At 40.7% G+C, this 19071-nt stretch carries 13 protein-coding genes and 5 tRNA genes; 15 read left to right on the top strand and 3 right to left on the bottom strand.

Annotated features, from left to right (window positions below):
• Positions 1-2 precede the first annotated feature (2 nt).
• Positions 3-87 (top strand) — tRNA-Leu (locus AC1TO5_RS20840).
• Between the two features lie 85 nt (positions 88-172).
• Here the strand turns inward: AC1TO5_RS20840 and AC1TO5_RS20835 are convergent.
• The 3 genes from AC1TO5_RS20835 to AC1TO5_RS20825 all read right to left on the bottom strand — a co-directional run bounded on the left by AC1TO5_RS20835 (position 173) and on the right by AC1TO5_RS20825 (position 2907).
• A complete protein-coding gene (locus AC1TO5_RS20835) occupies positions 173-1435 on the bottom strand; it encodes an FAD-dependent oxidoreductase (protein ID WP_482064758.1) in 1263 nt (420 codons plus the stop codon).
• A gap of 18 nt (positions 1436-1453) precedes the next feature.
• Positions 1454-2224 (bottom strand): SDR family NAD(P)-dependent oxidoreductase, encoded by a 771-nt coding sequence (locus AC1TO5_RS20830; RefSeq protein WP_482064757.1) that lies wholly within the window; start codon positions 2222-2224, stop codon positions 1454-1456.
• Positions 2225-2310: 86 nt separating this feature from the next.
• The gene (locus AC1TO5_RS20825; RefSeq protein ID WP_482064756.1) at positions 2311-2907 is read right to left on the bottom strand and encodes a TetR/AcrR family transcriptional regulator; all 597 of its coding nucleotides are present in this window, start codon (positions 2905-2907) and stop codon (positions 2311-2313) included.
• A 296-nt stretch (positions 2908-3203) separates the two neighbouring features.
• On the opposite strand from AC1TO5_RS20825, the gene AC1TO5_RS20820 reads away from it, so the two are divergent.
• The 14 genes from AC1TO5_RS20820 to glmS all read left to right on the top strand — a co-directional run bounded on the left by AC1TO5_RS20820 (position 3204) and on the right by glmS (position 18705).
• The gene (locus tag AC1TO5_RS20820; protein WP_482064755.1) at positions 3204-4592 is read left to right on the top strand and encodes a DEAD/DEAH box helicase; all 1389 of its coding nucleotides are present in this window, start codon (positions 3204-3206) and stop codon (positions 4590-4592) included.
• A gap of 148 nt (positions 4593-4740) precedes the next feature.
• On the top strand, positions 4741-5307 hold the full coding sequence (locus AC1TO5_RS20815; RefSeq protein ID WP_482064754.1) for an FAD-dependent oxidoreductase: 567 nt from the start codon (positions 4741-4743) through the stop codon (positions 5305-5307).
• Between the two features lie 324 nt (positions 5308-5631).
• Positions 5632-5706 (top strand) — tRNA-Gly (locus tag AC1TO5_RS20810).
• A 6-nt stretch (positions 5707-5712) separates the two neighbouring features.
• Positions 5713-5789, top strand: a tRNA-Arg gene (locus AC1TO5_RS20805).
• A gap of 18 nt (positions 5790-5807) precedes the next feature.
• Positions 5808-5884: transfer RNA gene (locus AC1TO5_RS20800), tRNA-Pro, on the top strand.
• A gap of 9 nt (positions 5885-5893) precedes the next feature.
• Positions 5894-5967 (top strand) — tRNA-Gly (locus tag AC1TO5_RS20795).
• A 569-nt stretch (positions 5968-6536) separates the two neighbouring features.
• Positions 6537-9341 carry a phosphoenolpyruvate carboxylase gene (gene ppc, locus AC1TO5_RS20790; protein WP_482064753.1) on the top strand — a complete coding sequence of 935 codons (2805 nt, stop codon included), beginning with the start codon at positions 6537-6539 and terminating at the stop codon, positions 9339-9341.
• 182 nt (positions 9342-9523) lie between these two features.
• The gene (locus AC1TO5_RS20785) at positions 9524-10576 is read left to right on the top strand and encodes a S1C family serine protease (RefSeq protein ID WP_482064752.1); all 1053 of its coding nucleotides are present in this window, start codon (positions 9524-9526) and stop codon (positions 10574-10576) included.
• Between the two features lie 378 nt (positions 10577-10954).
• On the top strand, positions 10955-11521 hold the full coding sequence (sigW, locus tag AC1TO5_RS20780; protein WP_482064751.1) for an RNA polymerase sigma factor SigW: 567 nt from the start codon (positions 10955-10957) through the stop codon (positions 11519-11521).
• Positions 11522-11642: 121 nt separating this feature from the next.
• Positions 11643-12293 carry a zf-HC2 domain-containing protein gene (locus AC1TO5_RS20775; RefSeq protein WP_482064750.1) on the top strand — a complete coding sequence of 217 codons (651 nt, stop codon included), beginning with the start codon at positions 11643-11645 and terminating at the stop codon, positions 12291-12293.
• 126 nt (positions 12294-12419) lie between these two features.
• Entirely contained in the window at positions 12420-13262 is an 843-nt protein-coding gene (gene cdaA, locus AC1TO5_RS20770) for a diadenylate cyclase CdaA (protein ID WP_482064749.1), read from the top strand.
• Complete coding sequence (locus tag AC1TO5_RS20765) at positions 13255-14682, top strand: CdaR family protein (RefSeq protein ID WP_482064748.1); 1428 nt, start codon at positions 13255-13257, stop codon at positions 14680-14682. Before cdaA ends, AC1TO5_RS20765 begins: the two co-directional genes overlap by 8 nt.
• Positions 14683-14761: 79 nt before the next feature.
• A complete protein-coding gene (gene glmM, locus AC1TO5_RS20760; protein WP_482064747.1) occupies positions 14762-16102 on the top strand; it encodes a phosphoglucosamine mutase in 1341 nt (446 codons plus the stop codon).
• A 767-nt stretch (positions 16103-16869) separates the two neighbouring features.
• Positions 16870-18705 (top strand): glutamine--fructose-6-phosphate transaminase (isomerizing), encoded by a 1836-nt coding sequence (gene glmS, locus AC1TO5_RS20755; protein ID WP_482064746.1) that lies wholly within the window; start codon positions 16870-16872, stop codon positions 18703-18705.
• Positions 18706-19071: the final 366 nt, after the last annotated feature.

Here is a 19071-nt window from a genome sequence, read left to right as displayed (position 1 = left end):
GTGCGCGTGTGGCGGAATTGGCAGACGCACTAGACTTAGGATCTAGCGTTTCACGACGTGGGGGTTCAAGTCCCTTCACGCGCACCAACCACGAACTTTAACCACCAGGGATAACCTGGTGGTTTTTTTGTGCTCGCTTAGTTTATACTTTATTTCTATTGTAACCAGCGGATCATACATTATGGGCTAATATTGATAACTGTTGTTCAATAATCTCTTGCTGACTGGAACCAGCAATTCCAAGCGCGATGTTACCGCCGATTTTATGGCGTAGACCGGGGATTAGTCTGGTTGCATATATACCAAATATTTTAGCGGAATGAGTGAGTTTATTGGGAGTGTATACGACAGATGACATGAAATTGGATCTTTTAATAATATCTTCGTTAATAGGCATGCGGATTTGTTCATATAGTGACAATGCATCTTTCATATCAAGCTGCTGAGACAAATGATGTGCGAGTAATTTACTTAATATATCAGCGTCTTGAATAGCCATATTCATACCTTGCCCTGATGATGCATGGGTTTGATGTGCTGCATCACCAATTAGTGCCACACCTTTACTATAATAGCTCTCTACATGCATGCGCACCATTTTGTACGTATGCTCATCTTCACGATGAATGGCAACATTCCGAAGCTTAGGTACACGTTTTACAAGCTGATGTATTAGTTCCTCTTCGTTATATTTTCTCCATATTGCTGATTGACCAGAAGGTACTACAACGGTTATACGCATTTGCTGATGGGGTAGCGGAATAAGGACGACTGCACCCTCACGATGCAAATGAACTTGAGTTCGCAACTCACCTTTATACCAAGCAGGTCTTGGCATATGAAGCACAACAAGTTCGTGGTTGTACACAATACGTTCTGCTGGTATATCTAATTGCTTACGAATCGAGGACATGCCACCATCAGCAGCGATGACTATTCTAGCACGGTATTGAACTTGCTTATTTTTTGTTTTGATGACAGCCCCATTAACATGACCATGCTCATCGTAGGTTAGATGTTCCATAGAGCTTCCACGAACCATCTGTATATGATCATAATTGTTGATCCAATCGATAAGTCCCTTTTCAATGTCACGGTGTGGAATGTTCATTATATAATTAAATTTACTTGTCTTTAATGGTTGAAGATCAATGTTCATTAGTTGTTTGAAGAAGGAGTGCTGGAGTTCGATTCCATAAGATTTAATATGAGGGATAAGCTGTAGATGTTGCAGAACACCCCATTGCTCCAAAATTTCTAAAGTTCGAGGCTGTAAGCCATCTCCGCGATTCATACTGCCAGGCTCTTTGCGCCTATCGATAACGATAACGTTGAAATTATATTTGGAGAATGCACAAGCTAGTGCTGCCCCTGCAATTGCGCCTCCAACAATAATAACATCTGTTGCAATCGTTTCAAGATGATTCGACTCCATAGTGTAACCTCCTATTATTTAAGAAGTAATTTTACGAATAATGTTATTGGCGATGTAAGGGAAGTATTTGATCATACGACTTAATATTATGGTTTGCCGCCCTACAACGACTTCATCTTTTTTGAGTTGGATTGCTTTAATCATTTTGAGAGCGACATAATTAACATCCAAGGAACCAGATTGACCATACCAGTGTGGAATACGATGATGTAGATGAGCACTTAGGTTAGTGTCCATATGTCCGGGGGAGAAGAGGGTTACATGAATGCCTTTATCTGAAACTTCTCTACGAAGTCCTCGTGCAAAAGAAGAAATAGCTGCTTTGGTAGCTCCATATGATACCATTTGTGGAAAAGCGGCATCACCCATAATAGAGGAGATTAATACGATTTGCCCTGTTTGTCTGGAGAGCATATGCGGAATAATATATCTAGTGCAACGAATAATACCAACAACGTTCGTTTGAAACATAGCTTCAACTTCATCCATTTGCAGATGGTTAATATTATCGATGTACTGGATAGCCGAACCTAGAATTGCAATATCGAGTCGACCAAATTGTTGGATCGTCTCATCAATAAGTTGTTGAACGGATTCCTCTGAACGAATGTCGCAATAGTGTGCATGGCATGAACCACCGCTTTTTTCAATTGTATGTTTAAGATCATGCAGTGCCTCACAATTTCTAGCAGAAACAATAACGGTTGCCCCTTGATTGGCAAGTTTTAACGAAATCGATCGACCAATTCCGCTAGATGCTCCTATGACTAGAATAATTTTATCTTTCATTAACAAACCTCCCACAACTTTTTATTTACTTCTTGATACACTTCATTACTAATGAAAAGTTACTTCGGAAGCAGATCCTACTATAATCATTGATTTGATTTGTTCAATATACCTTCTAATAAAATGTTGGTTACGATTTGCAAAGATTGTGAGTACGAGACATTATGTTCAGTTAGAAAGGCTTCTTTCGTGAATACATCCATGGCAGCCAAGAAGAGTTGAATAATCATACTAGGGTCGATGTTAATAATGTAGCCACGTTCCTTTGCTACACGAAATAAGCCTTCATAACGTTTAATTCTAATGTCTCTCTCGATAGCGATTTTTGCCCATAACTGTGGATAGACATGCTGAATGTCTACAATCTGATCACGAGTGAAGAAAGTCAGATGTTTTGCTACGATCGGAGGAAGCATTGTGATCTTATCTATGATGTTAAGTGATGTATCTTGCATAATAGGGAGTACTTCTAAGTCGATCTGTTGAAATACGTTGTCGATAGTAGCCTCAATAATATGCTCTTTACCTCTAAAAATTTTGTATAATGTCTTTTTGCTAATAGATAATTCAGTAGCTACTTGATCAAGTAATACTTTACTGAAGCCTTGTTCCATACCTAATTGAAAGTATTTATCGATAATTTTTACTCGAAGGTACTCGCTCTCTGTAGTTGGATGATTCATAATGAAGCGCTCCTTATATGTGAATAGGATACATAATGGACGGAAACTAGAATTCAATAATTAGTTTCCGTTACTAATATAACAATAGTTACCTATAATTGTAAAATTATATTTTGGGTATAGCTTTGTAGTTATAATGTCGAACGGCCTCAATTGTCTTCTTACTCTTTTATATGATTAAATTTTTTTCGCATAATCTATCGATTTCCTATATTTACACTTCTTTTATTACCTGCTTTTGTGTTATTCTTATATGTTACGTAATTTATATATGGATCGTAAACTAAGGAGATAACATGACATTTAATGACTTGAATATTATACCCGAGATTTTAAAAGGGTTAAGCAAAGAGAACTACACTACCCCGACACCTATACAGGAGCAGGCAATTCCAGCCGTATTGGCAGGCAGAGACTTACTTGGCTGCGCTCAGACTGGGACAGGGAAGACGGCTGCATTTGCAGTGCCAATTATCCAATTGATAAGCAATCGGAAAAGCAACAGCAATACTGGTCGCCGTATTCGCTCGTTGATTTTGACACCGACAAGAGAACTTGCTATTCAGATTTCTGATAACATTAAGGCGTATAGTCTTTACACGGATGTACTTTGTACGGCTATTGTTGGTGGCGTTTCACAAAAAGCACAGGAACGGGCGCTCAATCAAGGGGCGGATGTCATTATTGCGACTCCGGGAAGACTGATTGATCTCATCACTCAAAAGCGTATTGATTTACAATATGTCGAAATATTAGTGCTTGATGAAGCCGATAGAATGTTGGATATGGGATTCATTCGAGATGTGAAAAGCATTATTGCGAAAATGCCGAGCAAAAAACAGACGCTATTTTTCTCGGCAACGATGCCTCCAGAAATTTCAAAAATGGTTAAGTCAATACTCGTGAATCCGGTGAAGGTCGAAATTACTCCGGTATCTTCTACTGCGGATAGAATCAAGCAGTCTATTTATTTAATGGAAAGTGGAAAAAAACAAGATCAATTGAACGACTTGTTACAAGATGAATCTATTGTTTCAGCATTGGTGTTTACCCGTACGAAGCGCGGAGCCGATCGGGTTGCGAAAGCATTAATTAAGGTGAACATTTCTGCACAGGCCATTCATGGAAACAAGTCTCAAAATGACCGACAGAATGCATTAAGCAACTTTAAGAGCGGGGCAACGCGAGTGTTGGTAGCGACGGATATTGCAGCGAGAGGAATTGATGTGGACGAGCTTTCCCATGTAATCAACTTCAACTTGCCTAATATTCCAGAAACCTATGTTCATCGCATTGGTCGTACTGGTAGAGCGGGACAGAGCGGAATCGCAATTTCTTTTTGTGAAGTAGATGAACTTCCATATCTAAAGGATATTGAGAAGCTAATTGGTAAGGCGATCCCCGAAGTGGAAGATCATGCTTATCCAATGAAGGGTAGACCACAGCAGCTAACTACCGAAGCTGTTAAGCCTGCCAAGCCCAAGATGAATCGGGCACCGGCACGAAACCCAAATCCAAAGACGACCACCACTGGAAAGCCAAAGACAGAGACGAACTCTGCACGGAAACCTAAGTCAGAGACGGCCTCGGCTGGAAAGCCCAAGTTCGGGACGAACCCGGCACGGAAACCCAAGTCCGTATGGGTTAAAAAGGACAGCAAAACAAGCGGAGAGCATAAGGCTTAAGGCTGCATAACAAATTCAGAAACCTCCACTTTGCAAAACAGTGGAGGTTTTTTCGTGTGAATTGGATTATTTTTGTAATCCATATAAAACTTCGCTACAATAGAGAGAGGCATTGCCTGTACCTACTATTGAAGGAGAGTGCATAAATATGTATGAAGTTGCAATTATCGGAGCAGGTCCAGCTGGGGCTAGCGCAGCATTATTTACGGCAAAAGCAGGTAAGAAAACGATTGTTTTTGATAGTGATAAAGGTATGACAAAGCGTGCTTGGTTCGAGAATTTTTACGGGATATCAGAAATTTCAGGGCCTGAGCTAGTTGAAACTGGTATTAAGCAATTTCAGAAATTTGGTGCACAATATAAAGAGGATGCCATTGTATCGATAGTGAAAGCTGACGAAGGTGTCGTATTAACTACTGCTAGTGGTGAAAGTATCGAAGCTAAGCATCTTATTATTGCTTCAGGAATTCATACAGACCTAGCCGAGCAATTAAGTCTCGCTACGAAACCAGGTACAGAGCCTCGTATTAAAACAATTTTTGATGTTGATGCACAAGGTAAGACGAATGTTGAAGGGATATGGGCGGCTGGTACATGTACTGGAGTAAGCGTACATGCGATCATTACTGCTGGTGACGGTGCGAAAGTCGCTATTAACGTTATTAGTGAATTAAACGGCGAGCGTTATGTTGATCACGATATGATGAAAGCTTAACGTGAATATAATAGACTCATGAAGGAAGAGGAATTATCTCTATTTGAGATAATTCCTCTTTTTGTTGTGCAATAATTAAAGCATGTTCCCCTATCTAGCATACAGTGCCTAGAGACATCAAAATTTTGGAAGTCTTGAATTGTTTAATCTATGCAAATTTTCAAAAATTCTGCTAGAAAAACTGTTTATAAAAGGACAGACCGCTGTTTTGAAGTTTTTTTCAGTGTTTTTGCAAAAAACACTTGCATTTCAAATCCAAAGGTGATATATTATTACTTGTCGCCGCGATAATGCATCGCGAAAGACAGCAAGTAATTAAGTCGTGCGGAAGTGGCTCAGCGGTAGAGCATCGCCTTGCCAAGGCGAGGGTCGCGGGTTCGATTCCCGTCTTCCGCTCCAACAATTGCGCCCTTAGCTCAGCTGGATAGAGCGTTTGACTACGAATCAAAAGGCCAGGAGTTCGAATCTCTTAGGGCGCGCCATTTTAATTACCTTCATTACGGGATGTAGCTCAGCTTGGTAGAGCACCTGGTTTGGGTCCAGGGGGTCGCATGTTCGAATCGTGTCATCCCGACCAGTTTAATAAGCGGGTGTAGTTCAATGGTAGAACTCTAGCCTTCCAAGCTAATAGCGTGGGTTCGATTCCCATCACCCGCTCCATACCATAACGAACAGACTTTGAGAAATCAAAGTCTTTTTTTGTGTTTTTCTACATTTTTCTATGAAATAAAATTGAAAAAAATGTAAGTGGTAATTTATAGGTGAAATATGTACGATCATTTGTAATTATTAGCTACTAATTTAGATTGTAAAGTTGCTGTACAAATCTTAATAAGGTATTTGCGTATAGGTAAGTTGCAAAGCGATTATGCTAGTTAAAACAGTAACATCAACTAACATAAGAGAATTTGTTTTGCAATACTATAATTATTGCCGAAAACAGAAGAGTAATTTATGAATTGAACACAATAAGAGAATGATAAATTCCTTTGTACTTATTGACATATACTACTGTTCGTGAATAAAGCGCTTACCACATTAAATATACGTTAATATAAGCTTTTTTTTAGATTAATTATGCTGTAAAGGCTTCAATGTAGTTGCATTTTGATGTATAATAAAAATAATGTTTTTGTAATTAACTGAGAGTAATCTTACGAATATGATTTATAGATAATTTATTAAGCATGGTTTGTGAGTTTGCTACACAGATCTGTAGGAGGAAGAGTATGTCGGATCAAACTGTAACATCAACAGCGACTAATCGGACGCAATCTAATAACTTGCTTAGACGCGATGTCCGTTATTTAGGCAATATACTCGGTGAAGTACTTGTTCATCAAGGCGGACGTGAGCTTTTAGAGCTTGTGGAGCAAATTCGAGAACAAAGTAAATCACTTCGTGCTCATTTTGACCCTGAGTTGTTTGGACAAGTTAAGGAGACGATTTCGTCCTTAAGTTCAGAGAAGCGTCATCAGGTAATTCGTGCTTTCGCTATTTATTTCCAACTAGTCAATATTGCTGAGCAAAACCACCGTATTAGAAGAAAGCGTGACTATGAGTTTCTAGCTGGTGAAGAAGTTCAAAATGGATCTATTGAAAGTGCAATTAAAGTGCTTAAGGATCGTAATACGTCTACAGCTGATGTTGAAGAGATGTTAGCGGGTATTTCCTTAGAGCTTGTCATGACTGCACACCCAACAGAAGCAACTCGCCGTGCTGTACTTGATATTCATAAGCGTATTGCTGATGATGTCATGGAACTAGACAATCCAACGTTAACTTATCGTGAACGTGAAAAGCTTACAGAAAAGCTATTGAATGAGGTTCTTATTCTATGGCAAACTGATGAGCTGCGTGATCGCAAGCCAACTGTACTTGATGAAGTTAAAAATGGACTGTTTTACTTTGACGAAACATTATTTGACGTGTTGCCTAGCGTATATGAAGAGCTAGAAAGATGTCTTATTAAATATTACCCAGAAAAACAATGGCATGTACCAAGCTACTTACGTTTTGGTTCATGGATTGGTGGGGACCGCGATGGTAACCCATCTGTAACTTCTGATGTTACATTGCAGGCGTTGAATCTTCATCGTTCACTTGCCGTTCGTAAGTATGAGGAGCAAGTTCGCGGCATGATGGAAATGCTGAGCTTCAGCACTAATCTTGTTCAAGTAACAGATGAGCTACTTGCGTCGATTGCCAAGGACCAAGCACAAATTGAGCTTGCTCATGTTGATCTATGGAGAAACCCAACGGAACCATACCGTGTGAAGATTGGCTATATGTTAGAAAAATTAGCGAATACTGTCGATCCTGATGCGGCTGAGCCTAATAGCTATTATGTAACACCAGATGAGCTAATGGCAGATCTGAAAATTATTGATCGCAGCCTGCGTAGTCATTATGCGGATTACTTCGCTGATACTTATCTTGCTAAGTTATGCCGTCAAGTCGAATTGTTCGGCTTCCATCTAATGACGCTTGATATTCGTCAGCATAGTCAAGAGCATGAAAATGCAATGACTGAAGTGTTGGCTAAGCTAGGCATTGAAGCTAACTATAGTGCATTGTCGGAAGACGAGAAAATAGCATTGCTAGTGAAATTGTTAGAGGATCAACGTCCATTAACATCACAGCATCAGGAATATTCAGCTTCGACTCGTGAATGCTTAAATGTATATGAAGTCGTTGCTAAAGCGCAGAAAGAATTCGGTAAAAACTGTATTACTAGTTACTTAATTAGTATGGCTGAGGCTGCTAGTGATATGTTAGAGGTTATGGTGTTTGCCAAAGAAGTTGGTTTGTTCCGCGTGGAAGATGATGGGACAACGGTTTGTACGATGCAAGCTGTTCCATTGTTTGAGACGATTGATGACCTTCATGCAGCACCTGGCATTATGAAGCAATTATTTGACATTCCATTGTACCGTAAAGCTGTTGAAGCTTGTGGTAACATGCATGAAATTATGCTTGGTTACTCTGATAGTAACAAAGACGGTGGAGCAGTTACAGCCAACTGGGAGCTTCGTGTAGCGCTTAACAATATTACAGCTGCTGGTAATGAGTATGATGTTAAGTTGAAGTTCTTCCATGGTCGTGGAGGTGCGCTAGGACGTGGTGGAATGCCGCTTAATCGTAGTATACTTGCGCAGCCACCACATACTGTCGGTGCTGGTATTAAAATTACGGAGCAAGGTGAGGTCCTTTCTTCACGTTATTCCTTGCAAGGTATTGCTTACCGTAGCTTGGAGCAAGCGACTTGGGCACTTATTACAGCTGCACGTTTGGCGAAATACCCAGAGCAAGCTCAGGCGATAGAGAAAGAGTGGGAAGAAATTGCTGCTTCGATCTCTGAAACGGCATTGAATAAGTATCAGGATCTGATCTTTAGAGACCCTGACTTCCTAACCTTCTTCAAAGAATCAACACCGCTTAATGAAGTTGGAGAGCTGAACATTGGCTCTCGTCCATCTAAGCGTAAAAATAGTGATCGTTTTGAAGATTTACGTGCGATTCCTTGGGTATTCTCTTGGACGCAAAGTCGTTATCTGCTACCTGCATGGTATGCAGCAGGTACTGCCCTCGCCGAGTATATGGGCGATGACGAGAATAAACTAGATACATTGAAAACAATGTACGAGAAATTCCCGTTCTTCCGTAGTTTAATCGATAACTTGCAAATGGCACTTGCGAAGGCAGATATGCCTATCGCTAAGCTATATGCTGGTATGATTACTGATGACACGATTCGTGATCGTATCTTCACGCAAGTGGAACAGGAGTACAAATTAACTTCTGAGCTTATTTTGAAAATTACGAATCAAACAGAAATTTTGGATAATGTTCCTGTTATTCAAGAGTCTATTCGTTTGCGTAATCCGTATGTTGATCCGCTTAGCTATCTGCAAGTGCAATTGCTTGCTGAGCTTCGTGCGATCCGTGCTGAAGACGGGGACGATCAAGAGTTACTTCGTGAAGTATTGCTTACGATTAACGGAATTGCAGCGGGATTACGTAATACTGGTTAATATTATATTCTATCTAAATGCAAGGGGATGTCCCAAAAGTCATTGCAAAAATGACAAAGGGATGATCCCCTTTTTTTATATTCTTTTATAGTTAGATTAACGTTGCTTTAAGGTGAATCCCTCACAATAAAAGTATCCAATCAAGCAAGAGCAATCATTAAGGATACAGGAGGAGCATTCATATGGATAACGATCAATTCGAAGCTTATTATAAAGAGGTAGAGCAATTACCTCCGCTGAAAGAAAAAAAGAAAGCGAGCAGGAAGGAGAACAAGAAAAAGAATAGAAAAAACGGTATAGTAGTCTATTTATCTGCTTTTCTTGCAGGTGCATTAATGATCGGGGGTCTAGCGTACACCGCAGATCGCATGAATCTTTTTACTGGAGAAGCTAGTAATCGTATGGCATATTATTCGAATACGGGGAGTACAAGCTTCGGTGAAGCTGGATTAGTTACTGCATCGCAATCCAAAACAGCTAGCAGCACCTCAGATGTATATGCAGCGACTTCACCTTCGGTAGTGAAGATCGAGACCTATACAGAATCGCAAGCTTCTAGTATGTTCGATGATCCGCGGATGTGGCAATATTTCGGCGAGATGCCACGTGGGCAGAATCAACAAGAGCAGAACTCACCTAATCAACGTGGCGATAATTCCGAGACAGATTCACAATTGAAGGATGAAGCTAATTTACAATTAAGCGGGTCTGGAACAGGCTTTGTTGTAGATGCTTCGGGGTACATTGTAACGAATGCGCATGTTGTAGCTGATGCAAAGCAAGTTAAAGTGTCCATTAATGGCTACGACGAAGCGATGACTGCCACAGTTATTAGCAGCAGTAGTGAGCTTGATATCGCATTGTTGAAGGTTGAAGTGCCTAATGGAGCTGGTCTTCCTGCGCTGACGCTAGCAAATTCAGATGAGCTAGCGATTGGACAGTGGGTACTTGCTATCGGCAATCCGCTTGGTTATGACTCCACATTAACAATGGGTATCATTAGTGCAACGGAAAGACCGATTACGATTGAAAATTCGGAAGGCATGCCTCAAGTATATGAACATATGCTGCAAACGGATGCCTCAATTAACCCAGGAAACTCTGGTGGACCTTTGTTAAATGAAGCTGGACAAGTCATTGGGATGAATACGGCAGTCAATTCGGAGGCTCAAGGAATGGGATTTGCGATTCCGGCTAACATCATTGCAGAGTACTTAAACACGCTTGTTGTGTAGGGTAGTTCAAAACATTCACTTGTGATCACGTAGATTATGCTAGCGTAGCGCATTCGGCATCGCATCTGAAACGAACTTGGAAAGTACGGTTCGCATGTACGTAATCATGTACATTTGCGCTTCCGCCTTTCTCAAGTAGCGTTTCACCTGCTCGGTGCTGACAAGCAAATGTTTTGAACCTCGATTGAAATAGGTAGTTCAAAAAGCAGACTTTGATCACGGTGAATATGCTTACGTAGCGTAATCGGTAGCGAAAAATAGCCTATTTTAATAATAAATGAAGATTCGAGTAGAGAATGCTCGAATCTTTTCGTGTTTTAGGATAAAATAGTAAAGTAAAGATCAGACGTACCAAGAGACGTTTGGAGGAATAGTGGAGTGAATCTATTAGAGAGCCAGCTCGTTAAGCTGGCATTAAAGGGTGATCAGGCAGCTTTTGCTGAGATTGTTGATCTGTATCAAGAAAAGCTATACCATATGGCATATCGTATGTTGAGCAATCGCCAAGAGGCGGAGGATGTCGTTCAGGATACGTTTCTTCGTGTATATAATAATCTTGAGCGTTATGACATAACGATGAAGTTCTCTACTTGGATCTATAGAATTGCTACTAATTTGAGTATCGATCAGTTAAGAAAACGTAAGCCGATCTACTCTTTGGATGCGGAATCTTCGGATTATGAAGGTTTAGATGGATATTCTATGATTCCTAGTGATAATCGTACACCAGAATCAGAATTGCTTATATCAGAAACGCAACAAATTATTCATCGAGCGATTGATACATTACCGCCTAAGTACAAGACGGTCATGATTCTTCGTTATATTCATGAGCTCTCCTTGCAAGAAGTAGGGGATATATTGGACATGCCTGTAACTACGATCAAAACAAGAGTGCATCGCGGCCGTGAATTTCTTCGTAAAAAGCTGGAGCACAAATTATAGATCATTAGAATGATTAGTTAATATTCTTTTGAAACATTAATTTTGATGAAACGTATGTCTAATAGAGCTTAGTGGGGAACATACTCATTAAGACGGAACCGAAGAAAGAAGGGCTGCTGCTATGGAATGCAAGGTTGCGATTCAAGCTATTCATCTATACCTAGACGGTGAGCTTGAGATAGATCAATACCAACAATTAGAAGCGCATATGAATAACTGCAACAACTGCAAGCAACACTATGAACTACTTGAGAAAACAGATGCGATGGCGCATTTTGCAATGCATAAGACGACAACGAAACCGGTAAGAAGCGAGCGGGATGTAGCGGATCTGAGAACGGCTATTCTTGCACAGTTGCCTACGAAACAAAAAGCGCGATCCAATACAAGATTTGTCCGTTGGTTATATCGATACCCTGGTTTAACGGCAGCTGCTATGTTTCTTGCGGTTATGTTTATTAGTGTCTTTGCATCATGGGATCAAGATAACAAACTAGTTATTTCAGGTTTACAGGAAGATTTACAGTACATTGTCATTAACGGAAATACAGTAATTGTACCAGAAGGTAGTCAGTTGACTGGAGATTTGGTGGTCGAAAATGGTATAGTTGAGGTGAAGGGTGCTGTAGATGGAAATGTTACCGTAATCGATGGAAAGATGGTGCTTGCCTCAACTGGTCATATTGCTGGTCAAAGTAAAGTTATTGACCAAGCTTTAGATTGGATATGGTATAAAGTAACTTCATCAATTTCTGGGGCAATTCCGCAATAATCTACAAAAGGCTTCCTTTTTTGAGGGAAGCTTTTTTATTTTTTTCGACAAAAAGGGTTTTAGATTGTCGATCTAGAAAGCTAACATGAAGTGAAATAGGATGTTGTGGCGGTTGGGGGTTGAAAAATGAGTTATTTTGCAGATTCCTCTTGGCATGATTGGTTAAAGGATATTATCGATGTCGGAATCGTAGCCTTTATTATATATAAGTTGATGATGCTCGTTCGCGGTACGAGAGCTGTTCAGTTATTAAAAGGTATTTTCGTACTTGTTGCGACATGGGCAGTGAGTTCATGGCTGGATTTATATACGCTTAAATGGCTAATGAGTCAAATGTTCAACTGGGGTATTGTTATGATATTAATTCTATTCCAACCTGAGCTAAGACGAGCATTGGAGCAATTGGGCCGAGGGAAATTCTTCTCTCGTGGCTCTTCATTAGATGCCGCCGGACTTGGTGAGCAAATTGAAGAGGTTATTCGAGCCGTTCGTTCGATGTCCAAGAAAAAGGTCGGGGCATTAATTGTATTTGAACGGAAAACAGGCGTTTCGGAAATGATCGAATCAGGTATTGCGATGGAGTCGCGAATTTCATCGGAGCTACTTATGAATATATTTACACCTAATTCTCCATTGCATGATGGTGCCGTTATTGTACGCGGCAATCAGATTATGGCAGCAGGCTGTTATTTGCCTTTATCTGAAAACCCATTTATAAGTAAAGAATTAGGGACACGCCATCGAGCTGGAATTGGAGTAAGTGAAGTGAGTGATGCGATTTCTTTGATTGTATCAGAGGAGACAGGTCAAGTTTCGTTAGCAATTAATGGGCTTATCGTGCGCGATATTAATGAAGAATCACTTATTTCCAAATTGCATGAAGAATTATCGCCACGTACTGATGGGTTAAAGAAAGAAAATGCTATATTGGCCTTCTTTAAGAAGAAAAAGGGGGATCAGCATGGATAAATGGATAAATCATCCTACTTCCTTGAAAATATTATCGCTAGTCCTTGCTTTATTAATCTGGGCAATCGTACATATTGATCCTGAAACTTCTCCGCAATCTGTTACGTCTAATACGGATACGAAGATTATTGAAGCAGCGACAATTGTGCCGATCGGTCTGGATACTGATAAATACGTATTAACGGGCTTGGAGCCGACGGTAGTTCGCATTGTTGTTGAAGGTAGAATATCTAACTTACGTACAGCGACTAATGATGACTATGTGGTACAGCTTGATTTACGAGGTGTTGGTCCTGGTATTCAAGATTTGCCGTTAACGCTCCAAATGCCAAAAGGAATTACTGAGGTAGAAATATCTCCACGCCTTGTTACAGTGCAAATTGAAGAGCTTGAGACGCAAACGCTTGAAGTTCAAGTGCTTACTAAAGGTGAGCCAGCGGCAGGCTATATTGTTGGAGAATCATCGATCGTTGGAGATACTGGTAACGTTGTTGAGGTGACAATGCCGAAGGATGATTACGCTCGTCTAGCGATGCTAGCTGTTACGGTCGATATTACAGGTGCAAATGCGACCGTTACGAACAAAAAAGCTAAAGTTGTTGCATATGATACGCAAGGGGTCGCACTTTCTAATGTTACGGTTCATCCGGATACATTAAGTGCAGAGACCATCATCTCATTACCATCGAAGGAGCTACCGGTGCAATTAAGATATACAGGCAATCTTCCTGAAGGATTCAGTCTTGTATCTATTAATTCAGCAACGACAAGTGTAATTGTTAACGCACAACAGACGGTGCTAGATGAGCTGACGTTATATGATGGCTTCGTGCTCGATCTATCCAAGGTGAAGGATTCAGGGGAAGTGCTAGTTAAGGCTGAGAAGTCTGACATAGGCTTGACCGTAACTCCTAATGAAATACCTGTAATTGTTGAGATTGAAGCCACTGCAACGAGAACGATGAGTGGAATTCCTGTGGTGATTACTGGTCTTGAAGATGATTTGAAGGCAATGATTACAAATAGTACGAATGGACGTATGGATGTATTACTTACTGGAGCAGATAATTTATTACAGAAGATCAAAAATTCTGATGTTAAACTATCGCTTGATGTAACTGGTCTTACCGTCGGCACACACCAATTAATGGTTGCTGCAGAATTACCGGCGTATATTCGTACCCAAGAGTTTGAGGATTTCACACTTAACGTCACCGTAGAGATTACAAGTACAAAGGAAGTCGATACGAAGGGTGAAGAGGAAGTTGTAGATCCTATCATTCCAGATTTACCGACTAGTGAGATAGATAGTGAAAATCCGACTCCAGATTCAGAGACGATAACGGGTGGGGTGGAGGAGCCGGTGGGTCCCTCGCCATCAAGTGGCAATGAAGAGGAAGTTCAAAACGGCGAACTTTGATAACGAAGTTATGCATGGAGCTTACTCGGCATCTTAAAAATACTAAATATTAATATTAAACATTTGAGGGAGAACAATTATGGGGAAATATTTTGGAACAGATGGTGTACGCGGTGTAGCAAATACCGAATTAACACCAGAATTAGCATATAAAATCGGTCGTTGTGGAGGCTACGTACTTACTCGCAAGGCACATAAGCCTAAAGTTATTATTGGACGTGATACTCGTATTTCTGGCAATATGCTTGAGGCTGCGCTAACTGCGGGGTTACTTTCAATTGGTGCAGATGTTATTTCTGTTGGCGTATTATCTACTCCTGCAGTGGCTTATCTTACGCGTGAGTTGCAAGCAGATGCTGGTGTAATGATCTCTGCATCGCATAATCCTGTTCAAGATAATGGTATCAAGTTTTTTGCAGGGGATGGCTTTAAGCTGTCTGATGAAACTGAATTAGAAATAGAAAGCTTGATCGATGCAGAGGTAGATGAATTACCTCGTCCAATAGGTGGCGATGTTGGTTCAGTTGTAAGCTCACATCAGCTGGCGGATAAATATTCACAATATTTGAAAACGACAGTTACAGGTCAATTTGCTGGTTTGAAGCTTGTATTAGATTGTGCACATGGTGCTGCTTATGAGCTGGCACCGCAAATATTCAAGGAGCTAGGTGCCGAAGTTATTACTATAGGTGCAGAGCCAGATGGTAAAAATATTAATGAAGGCGTTGGTTCAACGCATCCTGAGTTCGTACGTGAACAAGTGTTGGCGCACGGTGCTGATGTTGGACTATCTTTCGATGGTGATGCTGACCGTCTAATTGCCATTGATGAGCATGGTGAAGAAGTGGATGGCGACTTCATTCTATGTATTATCGGTGATCGTATGAAGCGGGAAGGTAAGCTGAAGCATGATACGGTTGTGACGACAGTTATGGCTAATATCGGATTCTTCAAAGGTACGGAGAAGATCGGCTTGAATACCGCTCAAACAGCAGTTGGTGACCGTTATGTTATGGAAGAAATGCGTCGTGGCGGCTACAATCTAGGTGGAGAGCAATCAGGTCATGTCATCTTCTTAGATCATATTACAACAGGTGATGGCATTATGACTGCGTTGCAGCTTGTTGATACGATGCAATTATCTGGTAAGAAGCTAAGCGAGTTGAAAGGTCTTATGCGTAAATATCCGCAGAAGCTCGTCAACGTGCGTGTGGCCGATAAGAGTCGATATGAAGGCAACGAAGCGATTCTACAAGCGGTGCAAGAAGTTGAGCAGGAACTAGGTGATAATGGTCGTGTGCTTGTACGTCCATCTGGAACAGAGTCCTTGATTCGTGTGATGGCTGAAGGACCAGAGAAAGAACTAGTCGATGCATATGTTGATCGCATTGCCGAAGTTGTTAAAGCACAGCTTGGATAATTGTAGCTAGCAGAGCGTAATAAGCTTGCTAATAAATTAGGATATAATGAGTGTAACGATAAGAGATTAGCTGAACGGGACAGATTATTATGATCTGTCCCTTTTATTTGGGTTCAACGCATATACAGCAAATTTTGTAGAGAGAACTTGCACAAAAAAAATATGCAATTGGATGAAATAAATTGTTGCGTACAAGACTGAAAATGAATATGATAAGTAAGTGTGATTCAAGAAGGAAAGAGAGGGTAGATGTTACAACAAACCAAGCGCCAGAGCTTAATGCGATATAGGTAAGTTCAAATCGTGGACTTTGATAACGATGATTATGCTAATGTAGCTTAGTCGACGTCGAATATGAAACGAACTTGGAACTTACATTTAAAGATTAAGCTGACGAGGTAAAGGTGTTCGAAATTTCGGCGGGGACCTTTCGGTAAGTACAGACAACCGCAAGCTTATTTGCAAACCAATTGGGCGACTAATTGAACAAACGAATAGCTGTCTGACTATAATGAAGTGATCGTTTCGCAGTGCTTATACTGTTGTCGCTAAGGAGAGTGAGCAGTATAAGTCAATGGATCGCTAGCAAATATGTGGCTAATGGAACATGTCCATGGGCTAGCTTGCTATTGCCTAATGAAACGAAGATGTTGGTAAGTCATATGGATATTTGCTATGTGGTTTGTGCAGATTAACAGTATCGTCTAAAGTATAGGTTACAGATGAGACACTGCCTGCAAGCGAGACACTATGCGGAGGAATATACTATGTGTGGTATTGTTGGATATATTGGTAATGGGGAAACACAACAGATTTTACTTGAAGGATTGAAAAAGTTAGAATATCGCGGATATGATTCTGCTGGTATAGCTGTATTTACAGAGCAAGGGCTTGAAGTTACAAAATCTAAAGGTCGTATTGCTAATCTTGAAGAAAAGCTAGAAGGTACACCGCTGCATGGAGCGGTTGGTATAGGTCATACACGTTGGGCTACTCATGGTAAGCCTTCTGATGTGAATTCTCATCCGCATACAGATAATTCTCATCAATTCTCTGTTGTGCATAATGGTATTATAGAAAATTATCTTGATCTGAAAGAAGAACTGATCGCTAAAGGACATGTATTTGTGTCTGAAACGGATACAGAAGTAGTTTCTCATCTTATAGCTGAAGAATACAATGGTAATCTTGTTGAAGCGGTACAGCGTGCTGTGAAGCATATGAGAGGCGCATATGCACTAGGCGTGCTAACTTCTCATGAGCCGGATAAATTAGTAGCAGTTCGCTTTGCAAGCCCGCTAGTCATCGGTCTTGGTGAAGGTGAAAACTTTATCGGATCAGATATTCCAGCGATTCTGGAATATACACGTAATGTCTATATTCTTGATGATGGCGATATGGCAGTATTGACTCGTAATGGGGTAGAACTGTTCAACCTTGAGGGCGAAAGCATTGCCAAAGATATCGTGCATATTGATTGGGATCTAGTAACGGCTGAGAAAGCTGGTTTCGACCACTTTATGCTGAAAGAAATATATGAACAACCGAAAGCATACCGTGAAACGATGCTTGGTCGTATTACCGAAGATGGTAAATCCGTTAATCTAAGCAAAGAGCTTGAAATGAATGATGATTATATTCGTTCAATCTCGAAAGTTCACATCGTTGCTTGTGGTACAGCATATCATGCAGGATTAGTTGGTAAATCAGTAATCGAATCATTGGCGCGCATTCCAGTAGAAACAGATGTTGCTTCTGAGTATCGATACCGTTCACCAATTATTACACCAGAAACACTTGTTATTGTAGTCAGCCAATCTGGTGAAACTGCCGATACACTAGCAGCTATGCGTGAGGCACAACGTAATGGCGCTCGCGTGCTGGCGATTACGAACGTTGTAGGTAGCTCTGTAGCTCGTGAAGCGGATGATGTATTAGTAACATGGGCTGGTCCTGAGATTGCTGTTGCTTCAACAAAAGCATATTCATCTCAATTAATTGCATTCTATCTGCTTGGACTTCATCTTGCACGCATACTTGGTACGAAAGAAGAATCTGAGCTTACTCATATTATTGAAGGATTAACAGCACTTCCAGAGCAAGTGGAGAGCATCTTAGAGCAAGCTTCTGTATTGAAGCAAGTGGCAGAATCAATGTCTCATCATACAAGTCTATTCTTCATCGGACGTGGAGTAGATTATGCCGTAGCACAAGAGGGATCGTTGAAATTGAAAGAGATCTCTTATATTCACTCTGAAGCTTATCCAGCGGGTGAGTTAAAGCATGGTACGCTGGCATTGATTGAAGATGATATTCCAGTTATTGCTTTAGTAACTCAAGAGGCTCTATATGAGAAAACACTAAGCAATATTAAAGAAGTAAAAGCACGGGGTGCCCATGTGCTAGCAGTAACGAATCAAGGCTTCGAAGCTGAAGTTGCGAAATCAGTAGATGAAGTATTCGCAATTCCGAAGACATTGCCAGTTCTTACTCCAGCATTAGCTGTAGTGCCGCTGCAATTGCTTTCTTACTATGCATCGCTTGCACTAGGTCATGATGTGGATAAACCACGTAACCTTGCAAAAAGTGTTACGGTTGAATAGTTTTTAGGTAAGTGTTGTGAGTTTTTGTAGACAGCAATTTGAGTCTGCACCTCAGCACACAAAGTCTGCCGCTGAGCCGACCGATTTTCAGGTATTCACTCCTGTTAATCGCTCGGCTCTTTTTCTCTTTTCTCCTCAATTCTATCCTCAAGCCATCACCTCAAATCCCTTACTGCATCAGGCTTTTTCTCAATTATTCCCCCTTCTTCCCCCTAAAAACCAATGCCCTTCTCCCTATCCTTTCCTCTGTTTTCAGCTCAATCTTATTTTGCTCTTTTGCAGTGCACCCCAATTGTTAGACACAGTCTAACAATTGGAGGTGCATTTTTTTATGGCCAAATTTAGTCGAGAAGATAAATTAGATGC

The sequence above is a fragment of the Paenibacillus sp. Y930 genome (assembly GCF_056786375.1).
The sequence above is the reverse complement of the archived record's forward strand: the minus strand, read 5'-3'. Positions and strand labels throughout refer to the sequence as shown.

What these genes read in the sequence shown, in the direction of transcription:
- AC1TO5_RS20835 (WP_482064758.1), bottom strand. Translation starts at nt 1,435, where the DNA reads ATGGAGTCGAATCATCTTGAAACGATTGCAACAGATGTTATTATTGTT.
- AC1TO5_RS20830 (WP_482064757.1), bottom strand. Translation starts at nt 2,224, where the DNA reads ATGAAAGATAAAATTATTCTAGTCATAGGAGCATCTAGCGGAATTGGT.
- AC1TO5_RS20825 (WP_482064756.1), bottom strand. Translation starts at nt 2,907, where the DNA reads ATGAATCATCCAACTACAGAGAGCGAGTACCTTCGAGTAAAAATTATC.
- AC1TO5_RS20820 (WP_482064755.1), top strand. Translation starts at nt 3,204, where the DNA reads ATGACATTTAATGACTTGAATATTATACCCGAGATTTTAAAAGGGTTA.
- AC1TO5_RS20815 (WP_482064754.1), top strand. Translation starts at nt 4,741, where the DNA reads ATGTATGAAGTTGCAATTATCGGAGCAGGTCCAGCTGGGGCTAGCGCA.
- ppc (WP_482064753.1), top strand. Translation starts at nt 6,537, where the DNA reads ATGTCGGATCAAACTGTAACATCAACAGCGACTAATCGGACGCAATCT.
- AC1TO5_RS20785 (WP_482064752.1), top strand. Translation starts at nt 9,524, where the DNA reads ATGGATAACGATCAATTCGAAGCTTATTATAAAGAGGTAGAGCAATTA.
- AC1TO5_RS20775 (WP_482064750.1), top strand. Translation starts at nt 11,643, where the DNA reads ATGGAATGCAAGGTTGCGATTCAAGCTATTCATCTATACCTAGACGGT.
- cdaA (WP_482064749.1), top strand. Translation starts at nt 12,420, where the DNA reads ATGAGTTATTTTGCAGATTCCTCTTGGCATGATTGGTTAAAGGATATT.
- AC1TO5_RS20765 (WP_482064748.1), top strand. Translation starts at nt 13,255, where the DNA reads ATGGATAAATGGATAAATCATCCTACTTCCTTGAAAATATTATCGCTA.
- glmM (WP_482064747.1), top strand. Translation starts at nt 14,762, where the DNA reads ATGGGGAAATATTTTGGAACAGATGGTGTACGCGGTGTAGCAAATACC.
- glmS (WP_482064746.1), top strand. Translation starts at nt 16,870, where the DNA reads ATGTGTGGTATTGTTGGATATATTGGTAATGGGGAAACACAACAGATT.